This is a genomic window from Cutibacterium granulosum (genome assembly GCF_900186975.1).
In the GTDB taxonomy this organism is placed as follows: domain Bacteria; phylum Actinomycetota; class Actinomycetes; order Propionibacteriales; family Propionibacteriaceae; genus Cutibacterium; species Cutibacterium granulosum.
In genome coordinates, this window is sequence record NZ_LT906441.1 from 1,451,890 (window position 1) to 1,475,609 (window position 23,720).

The window sequence follows — 23,720 nt, forward strand, 5'->3', positions numbered from 1 at the left end:
GCAGGGCACCTCACGTCAGGAACCGCATGGCACGTGTCAACCCATCATCCCGATGAGGTGACCGACGTGACTGGCCATGCATTGAGCATAGGATTGTGACCATGTCCCTACTCGACCGCGTTCACTGCCCAGATGATCTTCGACAACTCTCCTTGGAGGAGTCAGAGGAGCTGGCGGGGGAGATCCGTGACTTCCTCATCGAGCATGTGAGTCGCACCGGAGGCCATCTCGGCCCGAATCTCGGCGTCGTGGAGATCACCATCGCCCTGCATCAGGTATTCGACTCCCCACGGGACCCGATCATCTTCGACACCGGTCATCAGAGTTACGTCCACAAGATCCTCACCGGGCGTGCCGACCAGTTCGACAGGATGCGTCAGGAGGACGGGCTGTCCGGGTATCCCAGTCGTGCGGAGTCCGAGCACGACTGGGTCGAGAATTCCCATGCCTCCACCTCGTTGTCATGGGCCGAGGGGATGGCCAGGGCCTTCCAGCGCCAGGGACATGACGATCGCACCGTGGTGGCTGTCATCGGGGACGGGGCACTCACCGGCGGTATGGCGTGGGAGGCACTCAATTCCATTGCCGCCCAACCAGACCTCCCACTCGTCATCATCGTCAACGACAACGGACGCTCCTACACCCCAACGGTGGGCGGCCTGGCCGATCGGCTCTCGGCCATCCGTACCGACCCGCACTACGAGGACGCCCTGGTGCGCATGAAGAAGGCCGTGACCGGTGCCCCCCTGGGCAAGCAGGTCTACGGGCTCATGCACGGTGTCAAGGCTGGTGTCAAGGACGTCCTGGTCGGTGGGCCGGGAATCTTCTCCGACCTCGGGATCAAGTATCTGGGGCCGGTCGACGGTCACAACGTGGCCGACCTGGAACGTGCCTTCGAGCTTGCCAAACGGTTTGGCCGTCCCGTCATCGTCCATGCCATCACCGTCAAGGGCAAGGGCTTCGCAGCAGCCGAGAACAACAAGGAGGACGCCTTCCACGCGGTCGGCAAGATCGATCCCACCACCGGACAATCCTTGGGTGGGACCAGTACACACACCTGGAGCGGTGCGTTCTCCGCGAGCATGGTGGAGATCGGTGAGAAACGCCCCGACGTCTTCGGGATCACTGCGGCAATGCTCTATCCGGTGGGTCTGGCACCCTTCGCTGCCCGACACCCCGATCGCGTCATGGACGTCGGTATCGCCGAGCAGCACGCACTCACCGTTGCGGCAGGTATGGCCACCGCCGGTCTGCACCCCGTCGTTGCGCTGTACTCGACCTTCCTCAACCGAGCCTTCGACCAGCTGCTCATGGATGTCGGCCTGCACGAGCAGGGAGTCACCGTCGTCCTGGACCGTGCCGGGATCACCGGCACGGATGGAGCCAGCCACAACGGCATGTGGGACCTTGCCATCTGCGGGATCGTCCCTGGCCTCATGATGGCCGCTCCGCGCGATCGTGCCCACCTGGAATCGGTGCTGTGGCAGGCCATCGACATCGATGACCGCCCCACCGTCATTCGCTACTCCAAGGACCCCATGCCCGAGACCGTCGAGGTTCTCAGGACCATCGACGAGGTGGATGTGCTCAAGGAAGGCGCCCCCGGTGGAGTGCTCATGGTGGCCCATGGACAGCTGTGTGGAGCCGCGGTGGAGGCAGCGACCTCACTCGGCGAGGAGGTCACGGTGGTGAGCCCACGGTGGGCGTTGCCGATCAATCCCACCCTCGTGTCGATGGCCCGCCAGTCACGAGCCGTCGTCTCGGTCGAGGACGGATTGGTGAGCCAGGGGTTGGGCAGTCAGCTCTCGGCACGACTCCGAGAATCCGCGGTGTGGACGCCCACCTGCGAACTCGGTGTCCCCAAGCAGTTCCTCGCCCAGGCGTCCCGCTCGTCGATCATGAAACGGATCGGCCTGGATGCACCAGGTATCGCCGAGTCGGTCAACCAGTTCCTCCAGCACATCTGAGGAGCCAGCGGACGAGACTTGTGGGTCCCCCAGGTGTGCGGGAACCCGGTGCCGATCTGGGAATCACCGTGCCGAGCGCAGCACTCGGGAGACACGTCCTGCCACCAGGTCTCGTTGCCACTGTCTGGCGCCAAGATCGGCGAGGAAGGCGTCCACACCGATGGGACTGAGGTCCCATGGCGGCCGCCAACACACCTGTCGTACCGCGTCGGGGGCGATGAGATTCGCTGGATCGATGTGTGCCGACTCCGCCAACTCGTTGACAGCCGGGCGCACGGCCTGCCACCGACGGGCCGCCTCGGGATGGTGGCGCTCCCAGTTCCGTGGTGGGGGAATGCGGTGGGGATCACGTGGCGCGCGCTTGGGTGGGTATTCCTTGGCCGGGGTTCTGGCGGCGTGACGAATGGCCTGTGTCCACACGTCGAGATGTGCCTTGGCCCTGCCATGGCGGAATCCGCGGGTTCTCCGAACGTCTGCATCGGTGAGGGTGACGCACGCACCCACCTGACGGGCCAGGGAGATGATGACTCGGTCGTGCAGCACCTTGCTCGGTGCCACGTCAAGCTCCTGGGCCACGGAGTCCCGGGCCTGCCAGAGGTCCTTGACCACCTGAAGCCCGGCACGGGTGGTGACCTCGCCGATTCCCGAGGTGCGACGCCAGCGGGTCGGATCGGTGGCGCTCATGGTGGACGGGGCCGCTGCGGCCACCTGGACCAGGTGGCCGAATTCCTGGCGCGCCCACTCCTGTTTGCCGGCATTCTGCAGGTCGTGCCACACCGTGACCCTCAGTTCGTCGAGCAGCTCGACGTCAAGGGCCGCATAGGCGAGGAAGTCCTCGGGCAGCGGTCGTTGCGACCAGTCGGAGGCGGAGTGTTCCTTGAGCAGATGCACCCCGCAGTAACGTTCCACCATGTGGCCCAGGCCCACCTTGGGCAGTCCCAGCAGACGCCCGGCGAGCTCGGTGTCGAAGAGCATGGTGGGGCGAAGACCCTCCAGGGCGAGGCACGGGATGTCCTGGATGGCGGCATGCAGTATCCACTCGGTGCCGGACAGCGCCTGCGCCAGGCCATCCAGACCGACACCGGCGGAGCCGTCATCAAAGGCAGTGGGGTCGACGAGGTGGGTCCCGCTGCCGGAGCGTCTCAGCTGGATGAGGTAGGCCCGCGGCCAGTACCGGAATCCGTGGGCGCGTTCGGTGTCGATGGCCACGGGCCCGGTGCCATGACGCAGGGCCGTGATGGTACGTGTCAGGGCCTCGGGGGTGTCGACGACGGGTGCCAGGGGTTCGGAGGGTTCGCTGAGAATGGGCAGCCCGGAATCAGGGTCGATGTCCTGACCAGGCACGTCATGCGGCGTCATGGCCGGGCCCGTCGAGAAACGTGTTGCATCCTGCTCCCACTCACTTGGCTCGTCGGGGTGCGATGGAGACGACGCCGTCTGGAACGGGCTGGATTCCGCAGGTGAGGCACAGCAGGTCCTGCCACGCCATGAGATGATCGACGATGTCATGGGTCTCCTCGATGTCGGGGGTCCATGAGGCGCGCAATTCGACACGGTTCTCCTCGGGGTCTCCCGCGATCTGCCCGAAGGAGTGACTCAGGACCGCCGTCGTCGTCCCTGCAGCCGCGCGGTAGGTGGTCCTGCGCTGGTCCAGGGCGTCGGTGAGCCACGACCATGCGACCTCGCCCAGCAGCGGATCGGTGGCGATCTGGTGGTCGACCTCGGCCCGGGACATCGTCACGAGCCGGTAATCGCCCTCCCAGGCGTCCTCCCAGAACGACTGGTGGAGCACGATGAGTCGGCCACTTCCAATTTCCTCGCCATCGTGGGAGACGACGGCCTCAATGGCCATGCTGTCCTTGGCGATCCGTGTCGGAGCAGGAATCTCGCGCACGGTGAGGTCGTGGTGCCACGTCGTCTGTTTGATGACGTCACAGACCTGTGTGAACGGTGGGACGAATGGCTGAAGGGACACGCTGACAGGCTAGTTGGCCGGTCATGGCCTGACAGGCAGGCTCGCCGGAGAGTGCCCCCTGCAACAGTCCAGCTCGGACTCACGCCCCAGATCCACGCCCCAGCCCTGATCACGACAGTGTGCTGCGTATCAGTTCTGCGTGGGCTCCAGGCTCAGGCAGATGGAATTGATGCAGTAGCGCTGGTTCGTGGGCGTGTCGTAGCCCTCACCCTCGAAGACGTGGCCCAGGTGCGACCCGCAGTTGCGGCACCTCACCTCGGTGCGAGGTCGCCCCGGTATGGAGGTGTCGTGATGATAGGTGACGCGGCCCTCGGCCATCGGTGCGAAGAACGACGGCCAGCCACAGTGCGAGGCGAATTTCTCGTCGCTACGGAACAGCTCACAGCCGCAGGCCCGGCATCGATAGATGCCCTCGGTGGTGGTGTCGGTGTACTCGCCGACTCCTGGTGCCTCGGTTCCTGCCTCGCGCAGGACGTGGTACTCGGCGGCATTGAGGCGCTCGCGCCACTGCTGATCGGTCAGGTGTACGTGCGGAGTCTCAGGTGCAGGTTCGGTACTGGACTGGTTGGCCATGACGGATCTCCCTCCTGCTTGACGGTAGGGATTGATACTACGACCGAATGAGGCTCTGCCGGGAGGGATGGAATGTGCTGTGGGCCGAAAATGCCATGCACGTTCGACCACCGAGATGCATGCGACATCAGGGGTGGTGACCATTGAGGCATGGCTCATGACATTGATGACGACCGCATGTTGCGCGATGTGCTGCGCTGCCCCCAGGTCCAGGTCGATCTTGCAGAGATCGACACCGGTGCCACCCCCAAGGCACCCGGCGACAAGAAGACGACCAAGGACGTCGCCGTGCAGATGGGCGAGCAGCTGTCTGCCCTGCAGGAGCGGCTCTTCGCCCGGGGACGCGTCAATGCCGACTCGGCTCGTCGCGTCCTGGTGATCCTGCAGGGCATGGATACGGCCGGCAAGGGCGGGGTGGTGCGGCACACCTTCGGCCTGCTCGACCCGCAGGGCATTCAGCTGGCGGCCTTCAAGGCACCGACCAAGGAGGAGCTGTCCCACGACTTCCTGTGGCGGATCCGCCGCGAGCTTCCCGACGCCGGGATGATCGGCGTCTTCGACCGATCACACTACGAGGACGTCCTCGTGGCCAGGGTGGACGAGCTCGTCGAACCAGAGGTGTGGCGCAAGCGGTACGACCGCATCAACAGGTTCGAAGCCGAGCTGGCGGCCAGCGGCACCGTCATCGTCAAATTCTTCCTGCACATCTCACCCAAGGTGCAGCAGGAACGTCTGGTGGCCCGTCTGGACAATCCGGAGAAGCACTGGAAATTCGATCCGAGTGACATCGCCGCGCGCGCAAAATGGGGCGACTACCAACAGGCGTACACCGACGTGTTGGAGCGGTGCAATCCAGACATTGCGCCTTGGTACGTCATTCCCGCCGACCACAAGTGGTATCGCAACTGGGCGGTGGCACAGATCCTTCTGGAGACGCTGCGATCGATGAACATCACCTGGCCCGCCGTCGACTTCGATGTCGACGAGCAGCGCCACAAACTACTCGGGGACTGAGTCCTCGGGGCTCGCCACCATGCCCAGGGCAGCTGAGCAGTAACGCTGGAATGCCCAGGCCGCCAAGTGCGCATCGTCCCCGACGGGGGCCCCGACCACCTCTGCGCCGGCTGCCCGGGCTCGTCGGTCGTGTTCCCGTGTGGCGGAGTCCTCGCACACCCACAGCGATCCCACGGCGATGTGACGTCGTCCCTCTCGGCGCAGGTCGGTGACGACGTCGGCGATGCCGCGGGTCTGCACTCCGTGGGTCGCCAGTCGGGCCGGCAGGTGATGATGCTGGGACCACAGTCGCGACATGCGCGAGAGCATCGCAGCTCCACGCTTGTCACCACCATCGGGCGCCGACAGGACGAGAGCGTCGATCTCCTGGCTGTGCGCCCGGTGGGTCGCCAGACGAAGTCGTGAGTCGACGATGTTGAGCAGGGCTGGAGCCGGGCCGATGGGCTGGGCAACCGTCACCTTGAGATCGGGGTGGTGTGAACTGATGTGCTCACCCAGGTTGGTGATCTGGGAACTGGTCGACTGCAGATGGGTGAGGTCCATGGGGACGAGGACGAATTCCTCCCACGTCGGATGGATCTTGGGAGCGGTGACCTTTCCGGTGGCCGACACGAAGGCAGCGGTGGTGGTGATGTGGGGATGCAGTGCTGAGATGCGTTGGCGCATTCGTAGAGCTGCGATTTTGGCGCGGGCGTCAGCAGCCGAGGGCAGAGCCAGACCAAGAATGGGAGCGCTCATGGACCTCGTCCTCCCCTCAGTTCTCGCTGTGATCGATTGGGGACATCTTCTCACGGTACGGCATACGCCTCGACCAGTGGGTCGGAAAACGGTTCCGCCAACTCGCCCCGGACTGCGGAGCATTGGGCTGCGGAAGAGCCCGGTGCATCGTGTGGCAGCAGATGGTCAGGGGCAGTGACAACGGGGACGTCACCAGTCCACAGGAGTGCAAGGGGAACAGTCGATGCCGGTACGGCAGACATGAAAAGACCCTCAGCTGATCCTTCGTCGACAGCTGAGGGATGTGGTGGGCGATGCCAGGTTTGAACTGGCGACCTCTTCCGTGTCAGGGAAGCGCGCTACCGCTGCGCCAACCGCCCGAGGTGGAGACGGGATTTGAACCCGTGTATACGGATTTGCAGTCCGCTGCCTCGCCTCTCGGCCACTCCACCGGAAGTGTGGATAGGTCGAAAGACCTTCTCCGAGCGGACGACGGGACTCGAACCCGCGACCCTCACCTTGGCAAGGTGATGCTCTACCAACTGAGCCACGTCCGCATGTCGTTTCCTTTGGGGCGACCCGCCGGGCGACGAGAGAAAACACTAGAGCAGGTTGATGGGCAATGCAAGTCGGAATCTGTCCAGTTGCCCTCAAAATCCCTGTCGATGGAGTGAAATCCCTAGTCAGAGTGAAGAAAATTTTTTCTGCGATGGTGCACACGCCGTTGCGCGGTGCGGCGGGCGTGAGGTCATGGTCCGAGGATCCCGGACATCGTGGCAATCACGGGTTGTCATTTCTCCCGATGTGGACGAATCGCTTCGAGTTCGATAGAGTGCTTCCTCGCTGGGCGGTTGGCGCAGTGGTAGCGCACTTCGTTCACACCGAAGGGGTCGCGGGTTCGAACCCCGCATCGCCCACCAGACATGGGGTCACGAAACCGTGGCCCCATTTTTCGTGTCGTATGGAATGGCCCATGCCACGGGGGTGCCCCTCCACGCTCTTGGTCGCACTCTGCTCCCTCGAGGGTTCGGCGTGCCATACATCCCTGCTGTCTGCTTTGTTGCTCACTAGGATTGGAGCCGAGCCTGGTGGTCCTCCAGGCTGGATCGAACCACGAAGATCGAGGCGAGAAATCATGCCCTTCACTGTCAAGGCCCTTCAGAAGGCTTCTGCGGACGAACCATTCAAGGTCGTGGAGATCGAACGTCGTGATCCACGCGCCGACGACGTCGTCATCGACATCAAGGCTGCCGGGGTGTGCCACTCGGACATCCACACCGTGCGCAACGAGTGGGGACAGGCGCATTTTCCGTTGGCCGTCGGTCATGAGATCGCCGGCGTCGTCTCGGCTGTGGGGGAGGGCGTCACCAAGTACCAGGTGGGCGATCGTGTGGGTGTCGGCTGCCTGGTGAACTCTTGTGGTGAGTGCGAGCAGTGCCGCAACCACCAGGAACAGGCCTGTCTCAACGGCAACGTCGGCACCTACAACTCCACTGACGTTGACGGCACGATCACCCAGGGTGGCTACTCACAGAAGGTCGTCGTCAACGAGAACTTCGTGTGCCGCATCCCGGACTCCCTGGACTTCGACGTCGCGGCCCCGCTGCTGTGTGCCGGCATCACCACCTATTCGCCGTTGGCGAACTGGAACGTGCACGAGGGGCAGAACGTGGCGGTGCTCGGTCTGGGCGGACTGGGACACATGGGAGTGCAGATCGCCGTTGCCATGGGGGCGAACGTCACCGTCCTGTCGCGTACCACCAACAAGGAGGCCTACGCCAAGGAGCTCGGCGCCAGCAGACTCCTGGCCACCAGCGAACCCGACTTCTTCACGAACCACCGCGGCGAGTTCGACTTCATCCTCAACACCATCAGCGCTCCGATCGACCTGCGCGGCTACCTGGGTCTTCTCAAGCCGTTCGGTGCCATGGTGCTCGTCGGGCTGCCCCCGGAGGGTCTGGAGATCAGTGCCAGGAATCTCATTGCTGGCGACAAGGCGCTGGCCGGGTCCAACATCGGCGGCATCGCGCAGACCCAGGAAATGCTTGACTTCTGTGCCGAGCACGGCATCGGGGCCAGGATCGAGAAGATCGGCGTCCATGACGTCGACGTCGCCTACGATCGCGTCGTCGCCGGCGACGTGCGTTCCCGTTTCGTCATCGACACCGCAGGTTTCGAGGACGCTCCACTGGAGGCCTGATCGCCGGCCTCGGGCAACGAATTCGCGTACCGCCGAGTTCGTGACGTGATCTCGGGTGACGTGGCCGTGGCAGCCACGTCACCCGGTGCCGGTCGCGGAATGCGCACGTCCCGGTGATGAGCACATGTCCATGCAGGATGGATTGCTGCTGCACTTTCATGCACTGGGGCTGCCGGTTCACAGTTCGACACTACTCACCACTACTCTGTGTTCAGACATGATTGCCAGTGACTCCCCCGAATGAGGCGAGTCGCACCACGAGACCCACCGCGGACCAGGTATGCCCGTGGCTTGACGAAGGGAAGATCCACGTGTCCATCTCCATCACCGTGATTCGGGACGACCAGCAGCAACAACACGTGGTGGACACCGGAACCACTGGTCTGGACCTGTTCGGAAGAAATCGTGATGTCGTGGCCATGCGCATCGCGGGCACCCTGCTCGACCTGCAGCGTGAGATCCAGGACGGTGACGTCGTCGAACCCGTGCTCGCCACCAGTCAGGACGGGCTCAACATCATCCGACATTCCTGCACCCACGTCATGGCCCAGGCCGTCCAGGAGCTGTACCCCGACGTCAACCTGGGTATCGGGCCGTTCATCACCGACGGTTTCTACTATGACTTCGGCAACATCAGCGCAATCACCCCAGAGATCATGAAGGATCTCGAGAAGCGCATGAAGAGCATCGTCAAGGAGAACCAGCGCTTCGTGCGTCGTGTGACGACCGAGGAGGAGGCCCGCGTCGAGCTCGCCGACCAGCCGTACAAACTCGAACTCGTCGGCTCCAAGGGCAACCATGAGGCCGAGAGTGCGTCGGTGGAGGTCGGGGGAGCCGAACTCACCATCTATGACAACGTCCGGAGGGACGGGACGACGGCCTGGAAGGATCTCTGCCGGGGCCCGCACGTGCCCTCCACCAAGTATCTGGGCAACGGCTTCGCCCTGACGAAGTCGTCGGCCGCCTACTGGAAGGGCGACCAGGCCAACGACCAGCTGCAGCGCATCTATGGCACGGCCTGGGCATCCAAGACGGATCTCGTCGCCTACCAGACCCGCATGGCCGAGGCCGCCCGGCGTGATCACCGCAAGCTCGGTGCCGAACTCGATCTCTACTCCTTCCCCGAGGAGGTCGGTCCGGGGCTCGTCCTGTTCCACCCCAAGGGTGGCATCCTGCGCCACATCATCGAGGACTACGTCACCCAGCGCCACCTGGCTGCCGGATTCGACTTCGTCCACACCCCCGAGATCACCAAGGGCGGTCTCTTCCACACCTCGGGGCACCTGCCGTACTACGCGGACACGATGTTCCCCCCGATGCTCGCCGACGAGGAGCGTGACGCCGAGGGCAACGTCACCAAGGCCGGCCAGGAGTACTACCTCAAGGCCATGAACTGCCCGATGCACAATCTCATCTTCCGCTCCCGGGGGCGCTCCTACCGAGACCTGCCGCTGCGGTTCTACGAACTGGGCCACGACTACCGCTACGAGAAATCCGGAGTCGTGCACGGGCTGACTCGTATGCGTGGGTTCACCCAGGACGACTCGCACACCTACTGCACCCCTGAGCAGGCTGGCGATGAGATCACGATGCTCATCAACTTCTTCCTGTCGGTGCTGCGTGACTTCGGGCTCAACGACTTCTACCTCGAGTTGTCCACCCGTGACGACGACAAGCATGCCGACAAGTTCATCGGTTCCGACGAGGACTGGCAGACTGCCACGCAGATCCTGCGCGAGGCGGCCGAGTCGACGGGGCTGCCGCTGGTGCCCGATCCGGGCGGTGCTGCCTTCTACGGCCCCAAGGTCTCGGTGCAGGTGAAGGACGCCATCGGACGCACCTGGCAGATGTCGACGGTGCAGTACGACTTCAACCAGCCAGAACGGTTCGAGCTGGAGTACACCGCACCGGATGGGTCGCGCCGCCGCCCGGTGATGGTTCACTCCGCCAAGCTGGGCTCGGTCGAGCGGTTCATCGGCGTGCTCGTGGAGCACTACGCCGGGGCCTTCCCGGTCTGGCTCGCGCCGACCCAGGTGCTGGGCGTACCGGTGGCCGAGGAGTTCGACGACTACCTCAAGGGTTTTGCGGCCCAGCTGCGGCAGGTCGGCATTCGCGTCGACCTCGACACCTCCAACGACCGATTCGGCAAGAAGATCCGCAACGCCACCCAGACCAAGGTGCCGTTCATCGTCATCGCCGGCGGTGAGGATCGCGATGGGGGGACGGTCTCGTTCCGATTCCGGGACGGTTCCCAGCTCAACGGTGTGCCTCGTGCCCAGGCAGTGGACCTCATCAAGGCATGGGACCAGGCCCGCCGCAACGACTCGCCGGACTCCGAGAACGTCCGTACCGTCCAGGAGTGATGACGATGAACACATCACAGGAAGGGGCAACACCGGTCAACCGTCGCGTGGATGGTGATCGGTCCAGTGGTCACCAGCCCAGCACACCTGACGAGGTGATGGTGGAATTCGCCGAGGACATGGTGGGGGTTCCCGATGCCTTCGGCAGGTTCTGGACCCCGCACCGGATGGTCTACATCGGTGGGGAGAACAAGCCCAAGACCTCCGATGCCGGCAAGGCCTGCCCGTTCTGCTCCTCGCCGCAGCGTGACGATGCCGAAGCCCTCATCATCCATCGCGGTGCGACCTGCTACGTCATCATGAACCTCTACCCGTACGGTCCGGGGCACATGTTGGTGTGCCCGTATCGGCACATCTCCGGCTACATCGACGCCACCGACGAGGAGGTTGCCGAGATGGCCGAGCTCACGCGCACGGCCATCCGGGTGCTCACCGACGTGAGCCATCCGCAGGGATTCAACATCGGCATGAACCAGGGAGCTGCCGGGGGAGCGGGAATCGCCGCGCACCTGCACCAGCACGTCCTGCCTCGCTGGGTGGGTGACACGAACTTCCTGCCCATCGTGGCCGGTGTACGTGCCGTACCACAGTTGTTGTCCGACGGGCGCGATCTTCTTGCCGACGCCTGGGAGAAGTATGCTTGAGCGGTTCCGTCAGGGGTGGCAGAAGGTCATGCGACCACTGGCCTCCGGCCTGCTTGCCATGCACGTCACCCCCGACATGGTCACGTGGATCGGTACCATCGGTGCGGTCGTCATGGCACTGGTCTGCCTGCCGCAGGGGTGGCTGTGGCAGGGGGCCCTGCTCATCACACTCTTCATCTTCTCCGACTCCCTTGACGGCAACATGGCTCGTCAGCTCGGTCGTACCTCCCAGTGGGGTTCCTTCCTCGACTCCACCCTCGACCGGTTCGGGGACGGGGCGGTCTTTGCCGGGATCGCGCTGTACTACGCAGGTCCCGGCCACAGCACGCTGTGGTGCGGGGTGGCTCTGGCGGCGCTCATCCTCAGCTTGGTCACGTCATACGTGCGAGCCAAGGCGGAATCATTGTCCATGGACGCCAAGATGGGCATCGCCACCCGGGCGGATCGGCTGCTCATCAGCTTGGTTGCCGTGGAGATCACTGGACTGGCACGAGTCGGCGTCCTTGCGCACTGGTTCTGCTGGGCACTTCCGGTGGGGCTGTGCTACCTCACCGTTGCCGGCGCCATCACCGTGGGACAACGCATGACGGCCGTGAAACGGCAGTCGGAGTCATGAGATGACGCCAGCCGTGCGGATCCGGCATCGCGAGTCCTCCCAGCACGGGGACCGGACGGTACGAGCCAGGCTCATGTCTGGGCTCGCCCCGGTGCCAGCACCGGTGTGGCAGCCACTCTCGCGAGTCGTGGGCACCGTGCTCGCCCACCATCCGGTGACCGGTGTACGGCAGTGGCAGCTCAACGCCCAAGCCATGACCGGAGCCATCCCGAGCAGCAGGTGCACGGCCCGGGCCGTTGACTCGTGGATCCGTACCCTCATGACCTCGATGCAACTTCCACGGTGGTCCACCGATCACATCGACCGCTCGGTCCATGTCGATGCTGAGCAGTTCGACCGGTTGCGCAGCGAGTACCTGTCGCGTGGGGCAGTTCTGGCCCTGCCGCACATGGGGTCCTGGGACTTGGCCGGGGCTTGGGTGGCCAGACGCGGCTTCTCCCCGAGTTCCGTCGCGGAGAATCTTCCGAGGGCACAGTTCGAGTTGTTCTGCCGCACACGGGAGCAGCTGGGGATGAGGATTCGTGGACATGAACGGCACGGTCTCGTCAATCTGCTGCGTGACGACATCGCCGAGGGACGCACCGTCTGTCTGGTCGCCGATCGCGATCTCACTGGACGCGGCGTCCCGATCGTCTGGCAGACGCCGGATGGTCCGGTTCCTGCCACCATGCCTGCTGGCCCGGCCCTGCTGGCTGCCACGACCGGGGCTGCCCTGGTGGGGGTGTGCTGCCACTACGACAGCACCACGACGATGCACATCGATCTCTCGGACCCGCTGGATCTTGGGCCACGGCCACTTCATGACCAGGTTCGGCGCACCACGCAACAGCTCGCCGACTGGTTCGCCCCCCACATTCGTCGTCATGTCGTCGACTGGCACATGATGCAGCCGTTCGTCCCGGGGGTGAGGGCTTGATGGCCTCGGGACGCCAGCCCACACGCTGCACCCATTCCAGACCTGCGCGACACGGTCCAGATTCCCGGCAGGTTCCTGACACCCCCTGCCTGCACGCTCACAGCTGGTTGCGGATCGGTCTGGTCTGCCCCTACAACTTCTCCTACCCCGGGGGAGTGCAGAATCACGTTCTGGGGCTGGCCGGTTGGTTGCGCAGCCACGGCCACATCGTCCACATCCTGGGACCGGGACACCCTGGACGGGATCGTCTGGAGGGGTTCGGGCTCCCGACCGAGTGCTTCACCTCGTCGGGACGCACGGTTGCCGTCACGGTCAACGGGTCGGTGGCACGAGTGGGATTCGGTGTGAGGACCGCCATGCGTGTGCGTGCCTGGCTCGACGCGCACAGCTTCGACGTCCTGCACGTGCACGAGCCGATGACTCCGTCGAGCTCGCTGCTGACCTTGTGGAATGCCGATTGTCCTCTGGTGGCGACCTTTCACGCCGCAACCGTCGACACCCCGATGATTCGTGCTGCTCGCAAGGTGGCCCCGTCGTCCATCGCACGCATCGACGATGCCATCGCCGTCTCCGCAGCTGCTGCAGCCACCGCACGTCGGTGTTGGGGGGTGGAGCCCACCATCATCGGCAACGGGGTCGATGTGTCACGGATACGCCGCCTGTCCACCTCTGCTGCGGGCACGTCACACGATCCAGCTGGGTCACCGTGGCGCAGCGGACGCCCCACCGTCATGTTTCTGGGGCGCTTCGACGAGTCACGCAAGGGATTCGAACATTTCGCGGCCGCCATCGACCAGGTTCGTCATGAGTTTCCTCGTCTCGACCCCGTTGTCGTGGGGCCGGGGGTGCCTCCGCATGGCACCGGTCTACGGTTCACCGGCCCACTTCCCGATGCAGAACGTGACAAGATGCTTGGCAGGGCCGATGTCTACGTCGCCCCCAACACCGGGGGCGAGTCGTTCGGGATCGTTCTCGTGGAGGCCCTGGCAGCTGGGGCCGACGTGGTGGCCAGTGATCTGCCCGGGTTCCGTGAGGTGCTCACCACTCGCGACGGCGTTCTCGGAGCCCTGGTGCCGGTGGGAGACGCCGATGCCCTGGCCGCAGCGATTGGTGCCGCGTTGCAGCGACGTGCCCGTGGGCTTGGTGCGGAGCAGGCAGGGGTGCGACGGGCCCGGGACTTCGACTGGGACGTCGTGGCACCTCAGGTCGTTGCGCGGTATCTGCGTGCCATCGACGTGCGACACGAACGTTCCGAACACAGATCCAGCTGGACAAAGCGCTTAGGGTGGAAGACGTGACCGACGAGATCGAACAGACTGGTGCGACCTACGACACGGACGCCTTCTGGACGGTCCCCAACGTGCTCTCAGTGATCCGACTACTGGGGGTACCGCTGTTCATCTGGCTCATCGTGGGGCCACGAGCAGACGTCTGGGCAGTGGTCGTGCTGGCAATTGCCGGGCTCACCGATCTGCTTGACGGCAAGATCGCCCGCCGGTGGCATCAGGTGTCGCGGGTGGGGCAGATGCTCGACCCCATTGCGGATCGCCTCTACATCTTCGCCATCGTCGTCGCCCTGCTGGTGCGTGGCGTGGTGCCGCTGTGGATCGTCGTCGCCCTGGCAGCTCGTGACCTCATGCTGCTGTGTCTGGTGCCAAGCCTGCACAGCCGTGGATTCACCTCGCTGCCGGTGCACTTCGTCGGCAAGGCAGCCACGTTCTGCCTGCTGTACTCCTTCCCCCTGGTGCTGCTCGGCCACATGGGAGGTGGGTGGACGATTGCCCGGATCATCGGCTGGGCCTTCGCCCTGTGGGGCACCGGGCTGTACTGGTGGGCTGGAATCCTCTACGTCCGTCAAGCCATTCACCTGGTTCAGACCCTGCCACCGCTGAGCTCGCAACAACCTGCGTCCACGTCCGGATCCACCCCGGTGCACAGGAAGTGATGTGGCGGCCATGACGGATGAGGAGGATCAGGTACCCATCGACCCCACATCGGGTCGGCGTGCGGACTGGACGATGGATCTGCTGCGTGAGATTCGCGAGCAGGCCGTCGATCCCAGCTATGCCGCTGTGACGCAGGCCGAGACACGAGCAGCCCAGGCCGAGCGACGACACGACCAGGACGACCATGGGAAGCCCGCCCCCCACACTCAGGAGAACGGATCCACCGTCTCCGGCCCGGCCGCTCTTGATCGCAGACGTCGCCGCCGTCTGCACGTGGGAACCATCGCAGTACTGCTCATTGCCGGACTGGGGTTGGGCACGGCATGGCGCACCACGGCCCTGCAGCAGCCGGTCACGGCGGCGGAACGTGGCGATCTGGTGAGACGGGTGGAGGCGGCACAGGCTCATCAGGCCGATCAGCAACGTCAGATCTCCGAGCTGGAGGGTGAGGTGCATCGCATGAGGGTCCGGGCGGGTACGTGGTCTGCTGCTGCCGATCACCAGTCCAAGCAGGCCGATGCGGCGGCGGTCAGCAGGGTGAGCGGTCCCGGGGTGAAGATCACGGTGGATGACTCCAAGGCCTCGTCGGAGGAGGGGAGACTCACCGACACCGATCTGCGACGGGTGGTCAATGGCTTGTGGGGCAGTGGGGCGGAGGCCATCGCCATCAACGACCGCCGTCTGTCGAGCAAGACAGCCATCCGCACCGCTGGATCGGCGATCACCGTCAACTACGCGTCGATCTCGGCTCCCTACGTCATCAAGGTCATTGGTCCGGCGCAGACCCTGCCGGGCCAGTTCGCCCAGACCGATGGTGGAACCATCCTGCAGTACCATTCCGACAATTTCCGGGTTCGTTACCAGATGGAGACGCTCGACGCGGTGACTCTTCCCGAATCGCACAATGTGTCCGTGTCCTACAGTGAACCGCGGTAGGTTTTTGACGAGCCACAATTGGGTCGTGACGTGATGGACAGGCGAAAGGAACCGCGATGCTCGCAATTCTAGGACTGGTTGTGGGCGTGATTCTTGGCCTGGTGCTCCATCCAGATCTGTCCCCGGCCTTGCAGCCGTACCTGCCCATCATGATCGTCGCCGCCATGGACGCACTGTTCGGCGCGTTGCGCGCCTACCTGGCCCACACGTTCTCCGATCGGGTGTTCATCATCTCGTTCATCTCCAACGTGCTCATTGCCGGACTCATCGTGTGGGTGGGTGACCTCATCGGGGTGGGTTCGCAACTGTCGACCGCGGTGGTCGTCGTACTGGGAATCCGGATCTTCACCAATGCGGCAGCCATTCGACGGGAGGTGTTCCATGCCTGAGCCGCACCGGCACCACATCTCCTGGCAACAGCTGCGTCACGATCTGGCCCGGCCGGCGAAGGGACAGATCGCCGTGGCCCTCATCCTGTGCCTGTTCTCCATGGTGCTCGTCACGCAGGTGCGCCATCGTAGTGCCCAGGACGAGTATGCCGCGATGAGCAGGTCTGACCTCATCACGGTGCTGGATCGACTGTCCACCTCCTCGCGGCAGCTTGACTCCGAAATCGCCGATCTGCGCGAGACCAAACGTCAGCTGCAGTCGGGCGCGGACTCCCACAAGATTGCCGAGAAACAGGCCACCGAGGAACAGCACCGGTTGCAGGTGATGTCCGGTACGACCCCGGTGAGTGGTCCCGGGGTGACGATCACCATTCATGATCCGCGTGACAAGGTCACCTCCGACCTGCTCCTCAACGCCGTCGAGGAGCTGCGGGATGCCGGCGCCGAGGCCATTGCCGTCAACTCGGACATTCGAGTGGTGGCCAACACATGGTTTGGCCGGGACGCCAATGGGCTCGTCGTGTCGGGGAAAAAGGTGAAACGCCCCATGACCCTCACCGTGCTCGGTGAACCACACGCACTCACCGAGGGCGCGAAGTTTCGTGGTGGACTGGTGTCCCAGGTGGAATCTGCGCAGGTCGGTGGTTCGGTGAGCATCACGCCGTCGGATTCGCTGACCATTTCTGCCGTTGTGAAGCCGACACCAATGTCTTTTGCCACTCCAGTACGGTAGTTACCACTACAGTAGTTTTCGAATACCTCAGTGACGATCAGGGATTTCCCGTTGCGTCACCACTGCACGATCTCCAGAGGTGAGCCATGAGCGAGCATGACAAGTCCATGTCGAATGTGTGTCCGGTGTGCCAACACGACAACAGCGTCGACGCCAACTTCTGCTCCCGGTGTGGCCATCGGCTCGGTGTGCCCGCCGAGGTGGGTGGTGACGCCACTGGCGTCATCCCGATGATCGGCGACGAGGTCAGTGCGGACAATCAGGAACTGCCTTCCGACGTCGTGGATGCCATTGCCGCCCTGCCCGAGGGCAATGCCATGCTCGTCGTCGAACGCGGCCCCAACCTGGGCGCCCGATTCCTCCTGGATCACGACGTGACGACGGCTGGGCGATCCACCCATTCCGACATCTTCCTCAACGACATCACCGTCTCCCGACATCACGTGAAATTCATCCGTCGGGACGGCAAGGTCTTCGTCGAGGACCAGAGCAGCCTCAACGGCACCTACGTCAATCGCACGCTCGTCGATGGCACGGCTGCCTTGCGAGACGGCGACGAGGTGCAGATCGGGAAGTTCCGGATGATCTTCCACACTGGCGGGCATGGGCGTCTGTAATGGTCGAGAAGGTCCGGACCATCGGGCAGGTCATGCGCCTGCTCACCCCGGAGTATCCTGACCTGTCGATCTCCAAGATCCGATATCTGGAGTCGGAGGGGTTGCTCAGCCCGGAACGTGCGCCGTCGGGATATCGCAAATACTCCGAGGATGACATTCAACGGTTGCGTTACATCCTCACCTGCCAACGTGACCGATTCCTCCCACTCAAGGTGATCCGGGAGAATCTCGAGCTCATCGACCGCGGCAAGCAGCCACCCAGTCCCTCGTCGAGCGTGCCGACCCCGTTGGAGGGCAGCACAGCTCCTAATGTGAAGATCGAACGCCCCAAGGGTCCGGTGCAGTTGACTCGACGCCAGCTCATCCGTGCCAGTGGGATCACCGAGGCCTTCCTGCTGGAGCTGGAGCGTCATCAACTCGTACGCCCCAAACGTGGTCAGAGCTGGTACGGCCAGGAGGCCTTGGTGGTGTGCGTGGCTGCACGTCGACTCAGCGCCTATGGAATGGACAGCCGTCACCTGCGTGCCGTTCGACAGGCTGCCGAACAGGAAGCCGGGCTCATCGAGCAGAGCCTCATCCCACTGGCCCGGCAACCCAAGAAGTCGTCAAAGGCTGCCTCAGAGGTCACCCAACTCATGATGCACGCGCACACGGCAATGGTCTACGACCTTCTGGAGTACTGGTCGGCACAGTGAACTACGGTGGAGTCATGGTGAGCCTGCTGATAGAGGGGATTCGGCTGGACGAGGTGTCGAACACACCAATCCTGTTGCTCCGGGAGGAGGGAGGATCGCGGTGCCTACCGATCTGGATCGGTGCCGTGGAGGCCGGAGCCATAGCGCAGGGACTTGATGAGACACAGCCTGACAGACCACTCACCCATGACCTCATGGCACGTGTGCTGCTGCACATGGTCGACGATCCACCGGCATTCACCATCACCGGAATCGATGAGGGAGTGTGGCTCGCACAGATGCAGATCGGCGACACCGTTTTCGACGCCCGACCATCCGATCTGGTGGCCTTGTCACAGCGCATCGGGGTGCAGCTTCAGTGCCCCGAGGAGCTCATCGACGAGGTGGGGATCATCCTGGATGCCGATCCCCAGGACGAGGTCGAGGAGTTTCGGCAGTTCCTCGACCAGGTCTCCCCGGACGATTTCGACGACTGAAGTGCAATGCCCCGTTCGGTTCGGCCGCAGTGCCAACCCTCCACCTGTAGTTGACCTTCATGTACACCATAATACGTAGTCAGAGCGATTTCCTGTTTTTCTCCTCCTCCGAACGGCGTGGCGTTGAGGATCAGGACACGCCGACACCATAAGTTCATCAGTGCAGGAACGATCCATGTGGTCGATGCGCAACCAGTGAGGATGGACAACCATGAGCGCTTCTGAATCGTGTGAGCCAGCTCCCCGGCGCACCCAGGACGTGCTCTTCGCTGGTGACTTCTCACCAGTGCCCGAGGGGATCGGGTTCCGTGGCCCGGTGGCCTCCGGAGCTGCTGGGATCACCTACCGTCAGCTGGATTACTGGGCTCGTACTGGCCTGGTACGTCCGGAGATCAGGAGCGCGCGCGGATCGGGGTCCCAGCGTCTCTACTCGTTCCGCGACATTCTCATGCTCAAGGTCATCAAACGTCTGCTCGATGCGGGAGTGTCCCTGCAGCAGATTCGGATTGCCATCGATCATCTGCGTTCCAACGGAGTGGAGGATCTCACCGAGGTCACCCTCATGAGTGACGGCGTGTCGGTCTACGAATGCACCAGTGACAGTGAGGTTCTTGACCTGCTGCAGGGCGGACAGGGCATCTTCGCCATCTCCCTGGGAGGAGTGTGGCGGGACGTGCAGGGCAGTCTTTCCCAGCTCCCCGTCGAGCGGGTCGGCGGCGAGTGCCCCGATCACGTCGTTGACGAGTTGGCACAGCGCCGCAAGGCGCGCCGAGTCTCCTGAACGCCAACGCTCCGATCGTCCTGACCAAGGAGGTCACCGGGCCGAGGTGACTGCAGTGGCTCACCTGTTGGTGAACAAGTGACCTGACGAATCCATCGAGTCATGAGAAGATCAGCTCCGAGGGGAGTTGACGTGAACCTAACCAAGATCCAGGCCACTCCATGGGTGGCACATGTGCTGCGTGCCATCACCAGGTTCAACCGGCGGATGGGCAATCACATCGCTGCCTCCATCACGTACTTCACGGTTCTGTCCATGATTCCGGTCATTGCCCTGGCCTTCTCCATCCTCTCCCTCCTGCTCACCCACACCCGTCCCGATCTGCTCGATGCGGTCAAGAAGGCGATCGAACAGACCTTGGCACCTGGTGGGGGAGACCTCTCGGTGTCCGAGATCATCGACACCTCGCTGGCCACCACAGGTTCTGGGTGGACGCTTGCCGTGACGATGATCACTGCGTTGTGGGCCGGAACAGGATGGATCGGCAACCTGCGCCGCGGAGTGCGCGCCGAGTGGGAACCCGATTTCGACATGGTCAACGACAATCGCGGGTTCTTTTGGTCGAAGCTGGAGGATGCGCTGACCTTCTTCGGGCTGCTCATCACCCTTGGCCTCACGATTGCCACCTCACAGTTCGGTTCATTGGCTGCCGAATGGATCGCCGGAGTGACCCATCTCGGATCGATCAGGGGCCATGAGGTGTTCATGATCCTGGCGGCGATCGTCGCCTCGACGATCGCCGGCTGGATCCTCTTCATGTTCCTCTTCACGGCGCTGCCCAAGGGCAGACGCAACTGGCCGGCGATCATGCGCGGCTCCCTGGTGGCTGGTTTTCTCTTCGGCCTGCTCCAGATCGGCGCTGGGTACCTGGTCAAGGCCTTCTCCTCCAACCGTGCCGTGCAGGCCTTCGGATCAGTCATCATCATCATGTTGGTCTTCAATCTCATGGCACGGCTCATCCTGCTCATCTCGGCGTGGACGGCGACGTCCAATCAGCCAGCCGTGGCATGGGAGTGGAATGACTGTGACCAGCCTCTGGTGGGCGATCCGGAGGTGTGGACGGTCCCGGGCCACTGGGACGCAGCATTCATCAGTCGCGCCCAGAAACAGCAGGAGAAGCGACTGCGTGAGGAGGCCAAGCAGAGGGGGGAGAAGCCTGAGCCAACCTCCTCGGCGGTCACCCGATCCGCCCTGCACTCCGACGTACGCATGGTCGCCGGTGAATCAGGACTGGCGTCGACCGTGCGTGTGACGATTGGTACGGCGCCACGACCGCAGATGAATCAGCTCCGTAGCGCGGCGCAGCAGATCATGGTGGCCCCCAACGTCGTCATGCGAACGCAGGCGAACGACGCCATCTGGTTCGCCGAGCTGCCTCGCTACGACATCACACTTCATGGTGCTGCACGCAAACAGACCACACACGAGGGCAAGGCCAAGAAGGTCGGGGGAGTGCTCGGTGCAGGTGCTGCTGCGGCGTCGGCCATCATGAGCATCTTCAATCGGTGAACCTGCCGACGCCCCCCGGTTCGGTTCCGACGTGCAGAACGCACGAACCGGGGTCCTTCGACGCACGGACCCCGGAGGGCGGGCGTCAGGCCTGGCCGATCTCGCTCAACAGTGTGGTGAACCACTCGGTGCTCGTGTCAAAGGGTTTTCCACCCTTGATCCGGTCGAAGGCAATGCTGGTGAGCTCGTCGCCATTCTCCTCATCCTGGCCGATGACGCCGGACCGGCCGCTCAGGGCACACTCGACGGCGAGCTTGGTGCACTGGAAGATGAGATCGATGTCTGCCTGGTTCGACGCAGCCGAACGGGAGAAGTACCCGGACTTCTGCACCATGACCTTGCGGGCATCAAGTTTGGCGGCGAACTGCTTGGCGAACCAGGTGCCCGGATTGATCTCGTCCATCTTGACGTGGCCGAACGGGTCGCGTGGCACCTCCTCGCCATGGCGTTCCATTTCGCCGACGACGGCTTCCAGACCGGCACCTTCGGACAGGAAGATCGTCACATTGCCGACCTCGTCCATGATCGTGCCCAGTCGTTCGGCCTCGGCATCCAGGTCGAGTGGGGATTCCGGGACGTACACCGCGTGGACGTCCCAAGCCTCCTTGCTCAGCCCGATCTCGGGGAGCCACTGCTGTTCACCGACCCAGGCGTGGTACTCGGCAGCCGTTGCCGCGGCGAGCCAACCACAGTTGCGGCCCATGATCTCGTGAATGATGAGCATTCGCGAGCCGGAGTTGTGCTCACCGACGATGTTCTGTGCAAACCTGGATCCCTGCTCGGCGGCGGTCCATGCGCCCAAGGACTGTTTGATCGGTACGACGTCGTTGTCGATCGTCTTGGGAAGTCCGACAACGGTCAGCCCGTGGTCGTTGTCGGCGAGGTATGCGGCAAGATCTGCGGCAGTGGTGTTGGTGTCGTCGCCGCCAATGGTGTGCAGTACGTCCACCCCGTCGGCGATGAGGCGCTCGGAGGCCACCTTGAGCGGATCGTCCCCCTCGTCGACCAGACCACGGTCGACGAGATCGGCGGTGTTGGTGAGTTTGACGCGCGAGCTTCCGATGGGGGAGCCGCCGAACCGGGTGAGGATGTCGGCGTTGCGACGCACCTCCTCGGTGATGGTCAGGTAGTCACCCTTGAGGAGCCCCTCATAGCCGTGACGGTAGGCGATGATCTCCGCCTCGGGGGCCACCTGGGTGTATTCCTCGATGAGTCCGGCGATGGCTGTTGACAGACAGGGGGCGAAACCACCCGCAGTGAGCAGGGCGACCTTCTTGACCTTGGTCATGGTGACGTGACCTTTCTCGTACGGCACATACAACGGCCTGGAACCGTGTGATGCACAGCCTATCCAGATGAACAAAATTGCACATGGTTTTACTTGTAGGTGAACAGTAGGAGTATTTTCCGCAATGCATCTTCCGTCGCTGCATCGTGAGCGTGTGAGCTGGTGCCATGACCAGTGGTGACTCCTCGCGTGGCGCTTCCTTCTCGGTGGCCATGACACTCATCCTGCCCCTGGTGCTGCTCATGGGAGGTCTGGCCGTTGACGGGGCGGTCAAGGCCCGGGCAGCCAGACACGCCGTGACAGTGGCATCGGCAGCCTCTCGTGCCGGGTGTGAACGAGCATCAGGACCCATGCTGGTGGGTCATCCGGCCGGTGAGTTGGCCAGCTCGGTCGCGCGCAGCACCGCTCAGGGAATGCTCGAGCCTGATTCGACGATGACGGTGACCACCTCCGGGGACGGGCTCACGGTGCACGTGGACGAACCGCGGGAAACGATCGTACTGAACGTGGTCGGCATGGATCATGTGACGGGTCGGGGGGATGCCACGTGTTCGTTCGCCCGCAGATGAGGAGTTGATCCCGGAAGGACTCCGGCACACCGTGCATCTGCCTAGGATGGACTTCATGGCCAAGTACTATCCGGTGCACCCGGACAACCCGCAACGACGCTCGCTGAACCAAGTGGTCGACACCCTTCGGGACGGTGGTCTCATCGCCTACCCGACCGATTCGGGCTATGCCTTTGGATGCCGATTGGGCAACAAGGCTGCTCTGGAACGCATCAGGGAGATTCGTCAGCTGTCCGAGAAGCACCACTTCACCCTCGTCATGAGCGAATTCGCTCAGGTGGGCCAGTACGTCCAGATGGAGAACTGGGTGTTCCGTGCCGTCAAGGCAGCAGTTCCGGGACGCTACACGTTCATTCTGCGGGCCACCCGAGACGTCCCCAAGGTGATGCTGCATCCCAAGAAACACACGGTTGGTGTGCGGGTGCCCGAACATGTCACTGCCCTGGCCCTCATGGACATCCTGGGAGAGCCGATCGTCTCATCCACCCTCATCCTGCCGGATGAGGAACTGCCGATGACCGACGGATGGCAGGTGAAGGAGGCCCTGGACGGTCGGGTCGACTCGGTACTCGACTCCGGTGACTGTGGCCTCGACCCGACGACCGTGGTTGACTTCAGCTCCGGTACGGCTGTCATCACCCGTGAAGGGGCCGGGGATCCCGAACCATTTCGCTGAGCCGGGGAATGTGTGTGGATCAAGGGCTGATCCGTGAAGGCTTGGCGAGAAGATGTTCCTGCAGGAATGGAGATTGAAGTGACGGGAAGTGGACCAGACGGGCAGAGGAAACTGTCCGGG

Annotated in this window: 24 protein-coding genes and 4 tRNA genes; 20 read left to right on the forward strand and 8 right to left on the reverse strand. The window is 63.5% G+C overall.

The annotated features are described in order from the left end of the window. Positions 1-101 precede the first annotated feature (101 nt). Positions 102-1,967, forward strand: coding sequence for a 1-deoxy-D-xylulose-5-phosphate synthase (gene dxs, locus CKV91_RS06190; protein WP_021105529.1), 1,866 nt, complete (start codon positions 102-104; stop codon positions 1,965-1,967). 63 nt (positions 1,968-2,030) lie between these two features. Here dxs and CKV91_RS06195 read toward each other — a convergent pair whose 3' ends face one another. The 3 genes from CKV91_RS06195 to msrB all read right to left on the reverse strand — a co-directional run bounded on the left by CKV91_RS06195 (position 2,031) and on the right by msrB (position 4,515). Continuing rightward, positions 2,031-3,326, reverse strand: coding sequence for an HRDC domain-containing protein (locus CKV91_RS06195; protein ID WP_021103260.1), 1,296 nt, complete (start codon positions 3,324-3,326; stop codon positions 2,031-2,033). Positions 3,327-3,366: 40 nt separating this feature from the next. Next, positions 3,367-3,942: a DUF3000 family protein gene (locus CKV91_RS06200; RefSeq protein WP_021103261.1), complete on the reverse strand. Its 576-nt coding sequence runs from the start codon at positions 3,940-3,942 to the stop codon at positions 3,367-3,369. Between the two features lie 129 nt (positions 3,943-4,071). Then, positions 4,072-4,515 (reverse strand): peptide-methionine (R)-S-oxide reductase MsrB, encoded by a 444-nt coding sequence (gene msrB / locus CKV91_RS06205; RefSeq protein WP_021103262.1) that lies wholly within the window; start codon positions 4,513-4,515, stop codon positions 4,072-4,074. A 150-nt stretch (positions 4,516-4,665) separates the two neighbouring features. Between msrB and CKV91_RS06210 the strand changes: the two genes are divergently transcribed. Then, the gene (locus tag CKV91_RS06210) at positions 4,666-5,529 is read left to right on the forward strand and encodes a PPK2 family polyphosphate kinase (protein WP_065860674.1); all 864 of its coding nucleotides are present in this window, start codon (positions 4,666-4,668) and stop codon (positions 5,527-5,529) included. Here CKV91_RS06210 and CKV91_RS06215 read toward each other — a convergent pair. From CKV91_RS06215 to CKV91_RS06230, 4 genes are all read right to left on the reverse strand, one after another. Then, entirely contained in the window at positions 5,515-6,267 is a 753-nt protein-coding gene (locus CKV91_RS06215; protein ID WP_021105530.1) for a sirohydrochlorin chelatase, read from the reverse strand. The two genes, CKV91_RS06210 and CKV91_RS06215, sit on opposite strands and share 15 nt — an antisense overlap. Before the next feature lie 284 nt (positions 6,268-6,551). Then, positions 6,552-6,626: transfer RNA gene (locus CKV91_RS06220), tRNA-Val, on the reverse strand. Between the two features lies 1 nt (position 6,627). After that, positions 6,628-6,698, reverse strand: a tRNA-Cys gene (locus tag CKV91_RS06225). A 32-nt stretch (positions 6,699-6,730) separates the two neighbouring features. Further along, positions 6,731-6,803 (reverse strand) — tRNA-Gly (locus tag CKV91_RS06230). Between the two features lie 288 nt (positions 6,804-7,091). Between CKV91_RS06230 and CKV91_RS06235 the strand changes: the two genes are divergently transcribed. The 16 genes from CKV91_RS06235 (at position 7,092) to CKV91_RS06310 (ending at position 21,067) form a co-directional block, all read left to right on the forward strand. Continuing rightward, a tRNA-Val gene (locus tag CKV91_RS06235) sits at positions 7,092-7,166 on the forward strand. 215 nt (positions 7,167-7,381) lie between these two features. After that, positions 7,382-8,446 carry an NAD(P)-dependent alcohol dehydrogenase gene (locus CKV91_RS06240; protein ID WP_021105531.1) on the forward strand — a complete coding sequence of 355 codons (1,065 nt, stop codon included), beginning with the start codon at positions 7,382-7,384 and terminating at the stop codon, positions 8,444-8,446. Between the two features lie 311 nt (positions 8,447-8,757). Further along, positions 8,758-10,809, forward strand: a complete 2,052-nt coding sequence (gene thrS, locus CKV91_RS06245) for a threonine--tRNA ligase (protein ID WP_021105532.1) — start codon at positions 8,758-8,760, stop codon at positions 10,807-10,809. Positions 10,810-10,907: 98 nt separating this feature from the next. Then, positions 10,908-11,453, forward strand: a complete 546-nt coding sequence (locus tag CKV91_RS06250; protein ID WP_036957377.1) for an HIT family protein — start codon at positions 10,908-10,910, stop codon at positions 11,451-11,453. After that, positions 11,446-12,069 carry a phosphatidylinositol phosphate synthase gene (gene pgsA, locus CKV91_RS06255; RefSeq protein ID WP_021105534.1) on the forward strand — a complete coding sequence of 208 codons (624 nt, stop codon included), beginning with the start codon at positions 11,446-11,448 and terminating at the stop codon, positions 12,067-12,069. Before CKV91_RS06250 ends, pgsA begins: the two co-directional genes overlap by 8 nt. Position 12,070: 1 nt before the next feature. Beyond that, a complete protein-coding gene (locus tag CKV91_RS06260) occupies positions 12,071-12,985 on the forward strand; it encodes an LpxL/LpxP family acyltransferase (RefSeq protein ID WP_051254851.1) in 915 nt (304 codons plus the stop codon). Between the two features lie 107 nt (positions 12,986-13,092). Further along, the gene (locus CKV91_RS06265; RefSeq protein ID WP_021105536.1) at positions 13,093-14,283 is read left to right on the forward strand and encodes a glycosyltransferase family 4 protein; all 1,191 of its coding nucleotides are present in this window, start codon (positions 13,093-13,095) and stop codon (positions 14,281-14,283) included. Then, positions 14,271-14,930 carry a CDP-alcohol phosphatidyltransferase family protein gene (locus CKV91_RS06270; RefSeq protein WP_410172388.1) on the forward strand — a complete coding sequence of 220 codons (660 nt, stop codon included), beginning with the start codon at positions 14,271-14,273 and terminating at the stop codon, positions 14,928-14,930. The genes CKV91_RS06265 and CKV91_RS06270 overlap by 13 nt, the downstream gene beginning before the upstream one ends. A gap of 10 nt (positions 14,931-14,940) precedes the next feature. Beyond that, entirely contained in the window at positions 14,941-15,867 is a 927-nt protein-coding gene (locus tag CKV91_RS06275) for a DUF881 domain-containing protein (protein WP_021105538.1), read from the forward strand. 56 nt (positions 15,868-15,923) lie between these two features. Continuing rightward, complete coding sequence (locus CKV91_RS06280) at positions 15,924-16,256, forward strand: small basic family protein (RefSeq protein WP_021103270.1); 333 nt, start codon at positions 15,924-15,926, stop codon at positions 16,254-16,256. Then, positions 16,249-16,989, forward strand: a complete 741-nt coding sequence (locus CKV91_RS06285; RefSeq protein WP_021103271.1) for a DUF881 domain-containing protein — start codon at positions 16,249-16,251, stop codon at positions 16,987-16,989. Before CKV91_RS06280 ends, CKV91_RS06285 begins: the two co-directional genes overlap by 8 nt. Before the next feature lie 86 nt (positions 16,990-17,075). Next, complete coding sequence (locus CKV91_RS06290) at positions 17,076-17,606, forward strand: FHA domain-containing protein (RefSeq protein ID WP_021103272.1); 531 nt, start codon at positions 17,076-17,078, stop codon at positions 17,604-17,606. Then, entirely contained in the window at positions 17,606-18,301 is a 696-nt protein-coding gene (gene ftsR / locus CKV91_RS06295; protein ID WP_021103273.1) for a transcriptional regulator FtsR, read from the forward strand. Before CKV91_RS06290 ends, ftsR begins: the two co-directional genes overlap by 1 nt. Before the next feature lie 14 nt (positions 18,302-18,315). After that, complete coding sequence (locus tag CKV91_RS06300; RefSeq protein WP_036904234.1) at positions 18,316-18,777, forward strand: bifunctional nuclease family protein; 462 nt, start codon at positions 18,316-18,318, stop codon at positions 18,775-18,777. Positions 18,778-18,988: 211 nt separating this feature from the next. Further along, positions 18,989-19,558 (forward strand): MerR family transcriptional regulator, encoded by a 570-nt coding sequence (locus tag CKV91_RS06305; RefSeq protein ID WP_021103276.1) that lies wholly within the window; start codon positions 18,989-18,991, stop codon positions 19,556-19,558. Between the two features lie 132 nt (positions 19,559-19,690). Continuing rightward, entirely contained in the window at positions 19,691-21,067 is a 1,377-nt protein-coding gene (locus CKV91_RS06310) for a YihY/virulence factor BrkB family protein (RefSeq protein WP_021105540.1), read from the forward strand. Positions 21,068-21,152: 85 nt separating this feature from the next. Here the strand turns inward: CKV91_RS06310 and CKV91_RS06315 are convergent, their stop codons facing one another. Next, the gene (locus CKV91_RS06315; RefSeq protein WP_021103278.1) at positions 21,153-22,355 is read right to left on the reverse strand and encodes a pyrophosphate--fructose-6-phosphate 1-phosphotransferase; all 1,203 of its coding nucleotides are present in this window, start codon (positions 22,353-22,355) and stop codon (positions 21,153-21,155) included. A gap of 167 nt (positions 22,356-22,522) precedes the next feature. On the opposite strand from CKV91_RS06315, the gene CKV91_RS06320 reads away from it, so the two are divergent. Further along, positions 22,523-22,924: a hypothetical protein gene (locus CKV91_RS06320; protein ID WP_021103279.1), complete on the forward strand. Its 402-nt coding sequence runs from the start codon at positions 22,523-22,525 to the stop codon at positions 22,922-22,924. Between the two features lie 55 nt (positions 22,925-22,979). Further along, positions 22,980-23,600 (forward strand): L-threonylcarbamoyladenylate synthase, encoded by a 621-nt coding sequence (locus CKV91_RS06325; protein WP_021105541.1) that lies wholly within the window; start codon positions 22,980-22,982, stop codon positions 23,598-23,600. Positions 23,601-23,720: the final 120 nt, after the last annotated feature.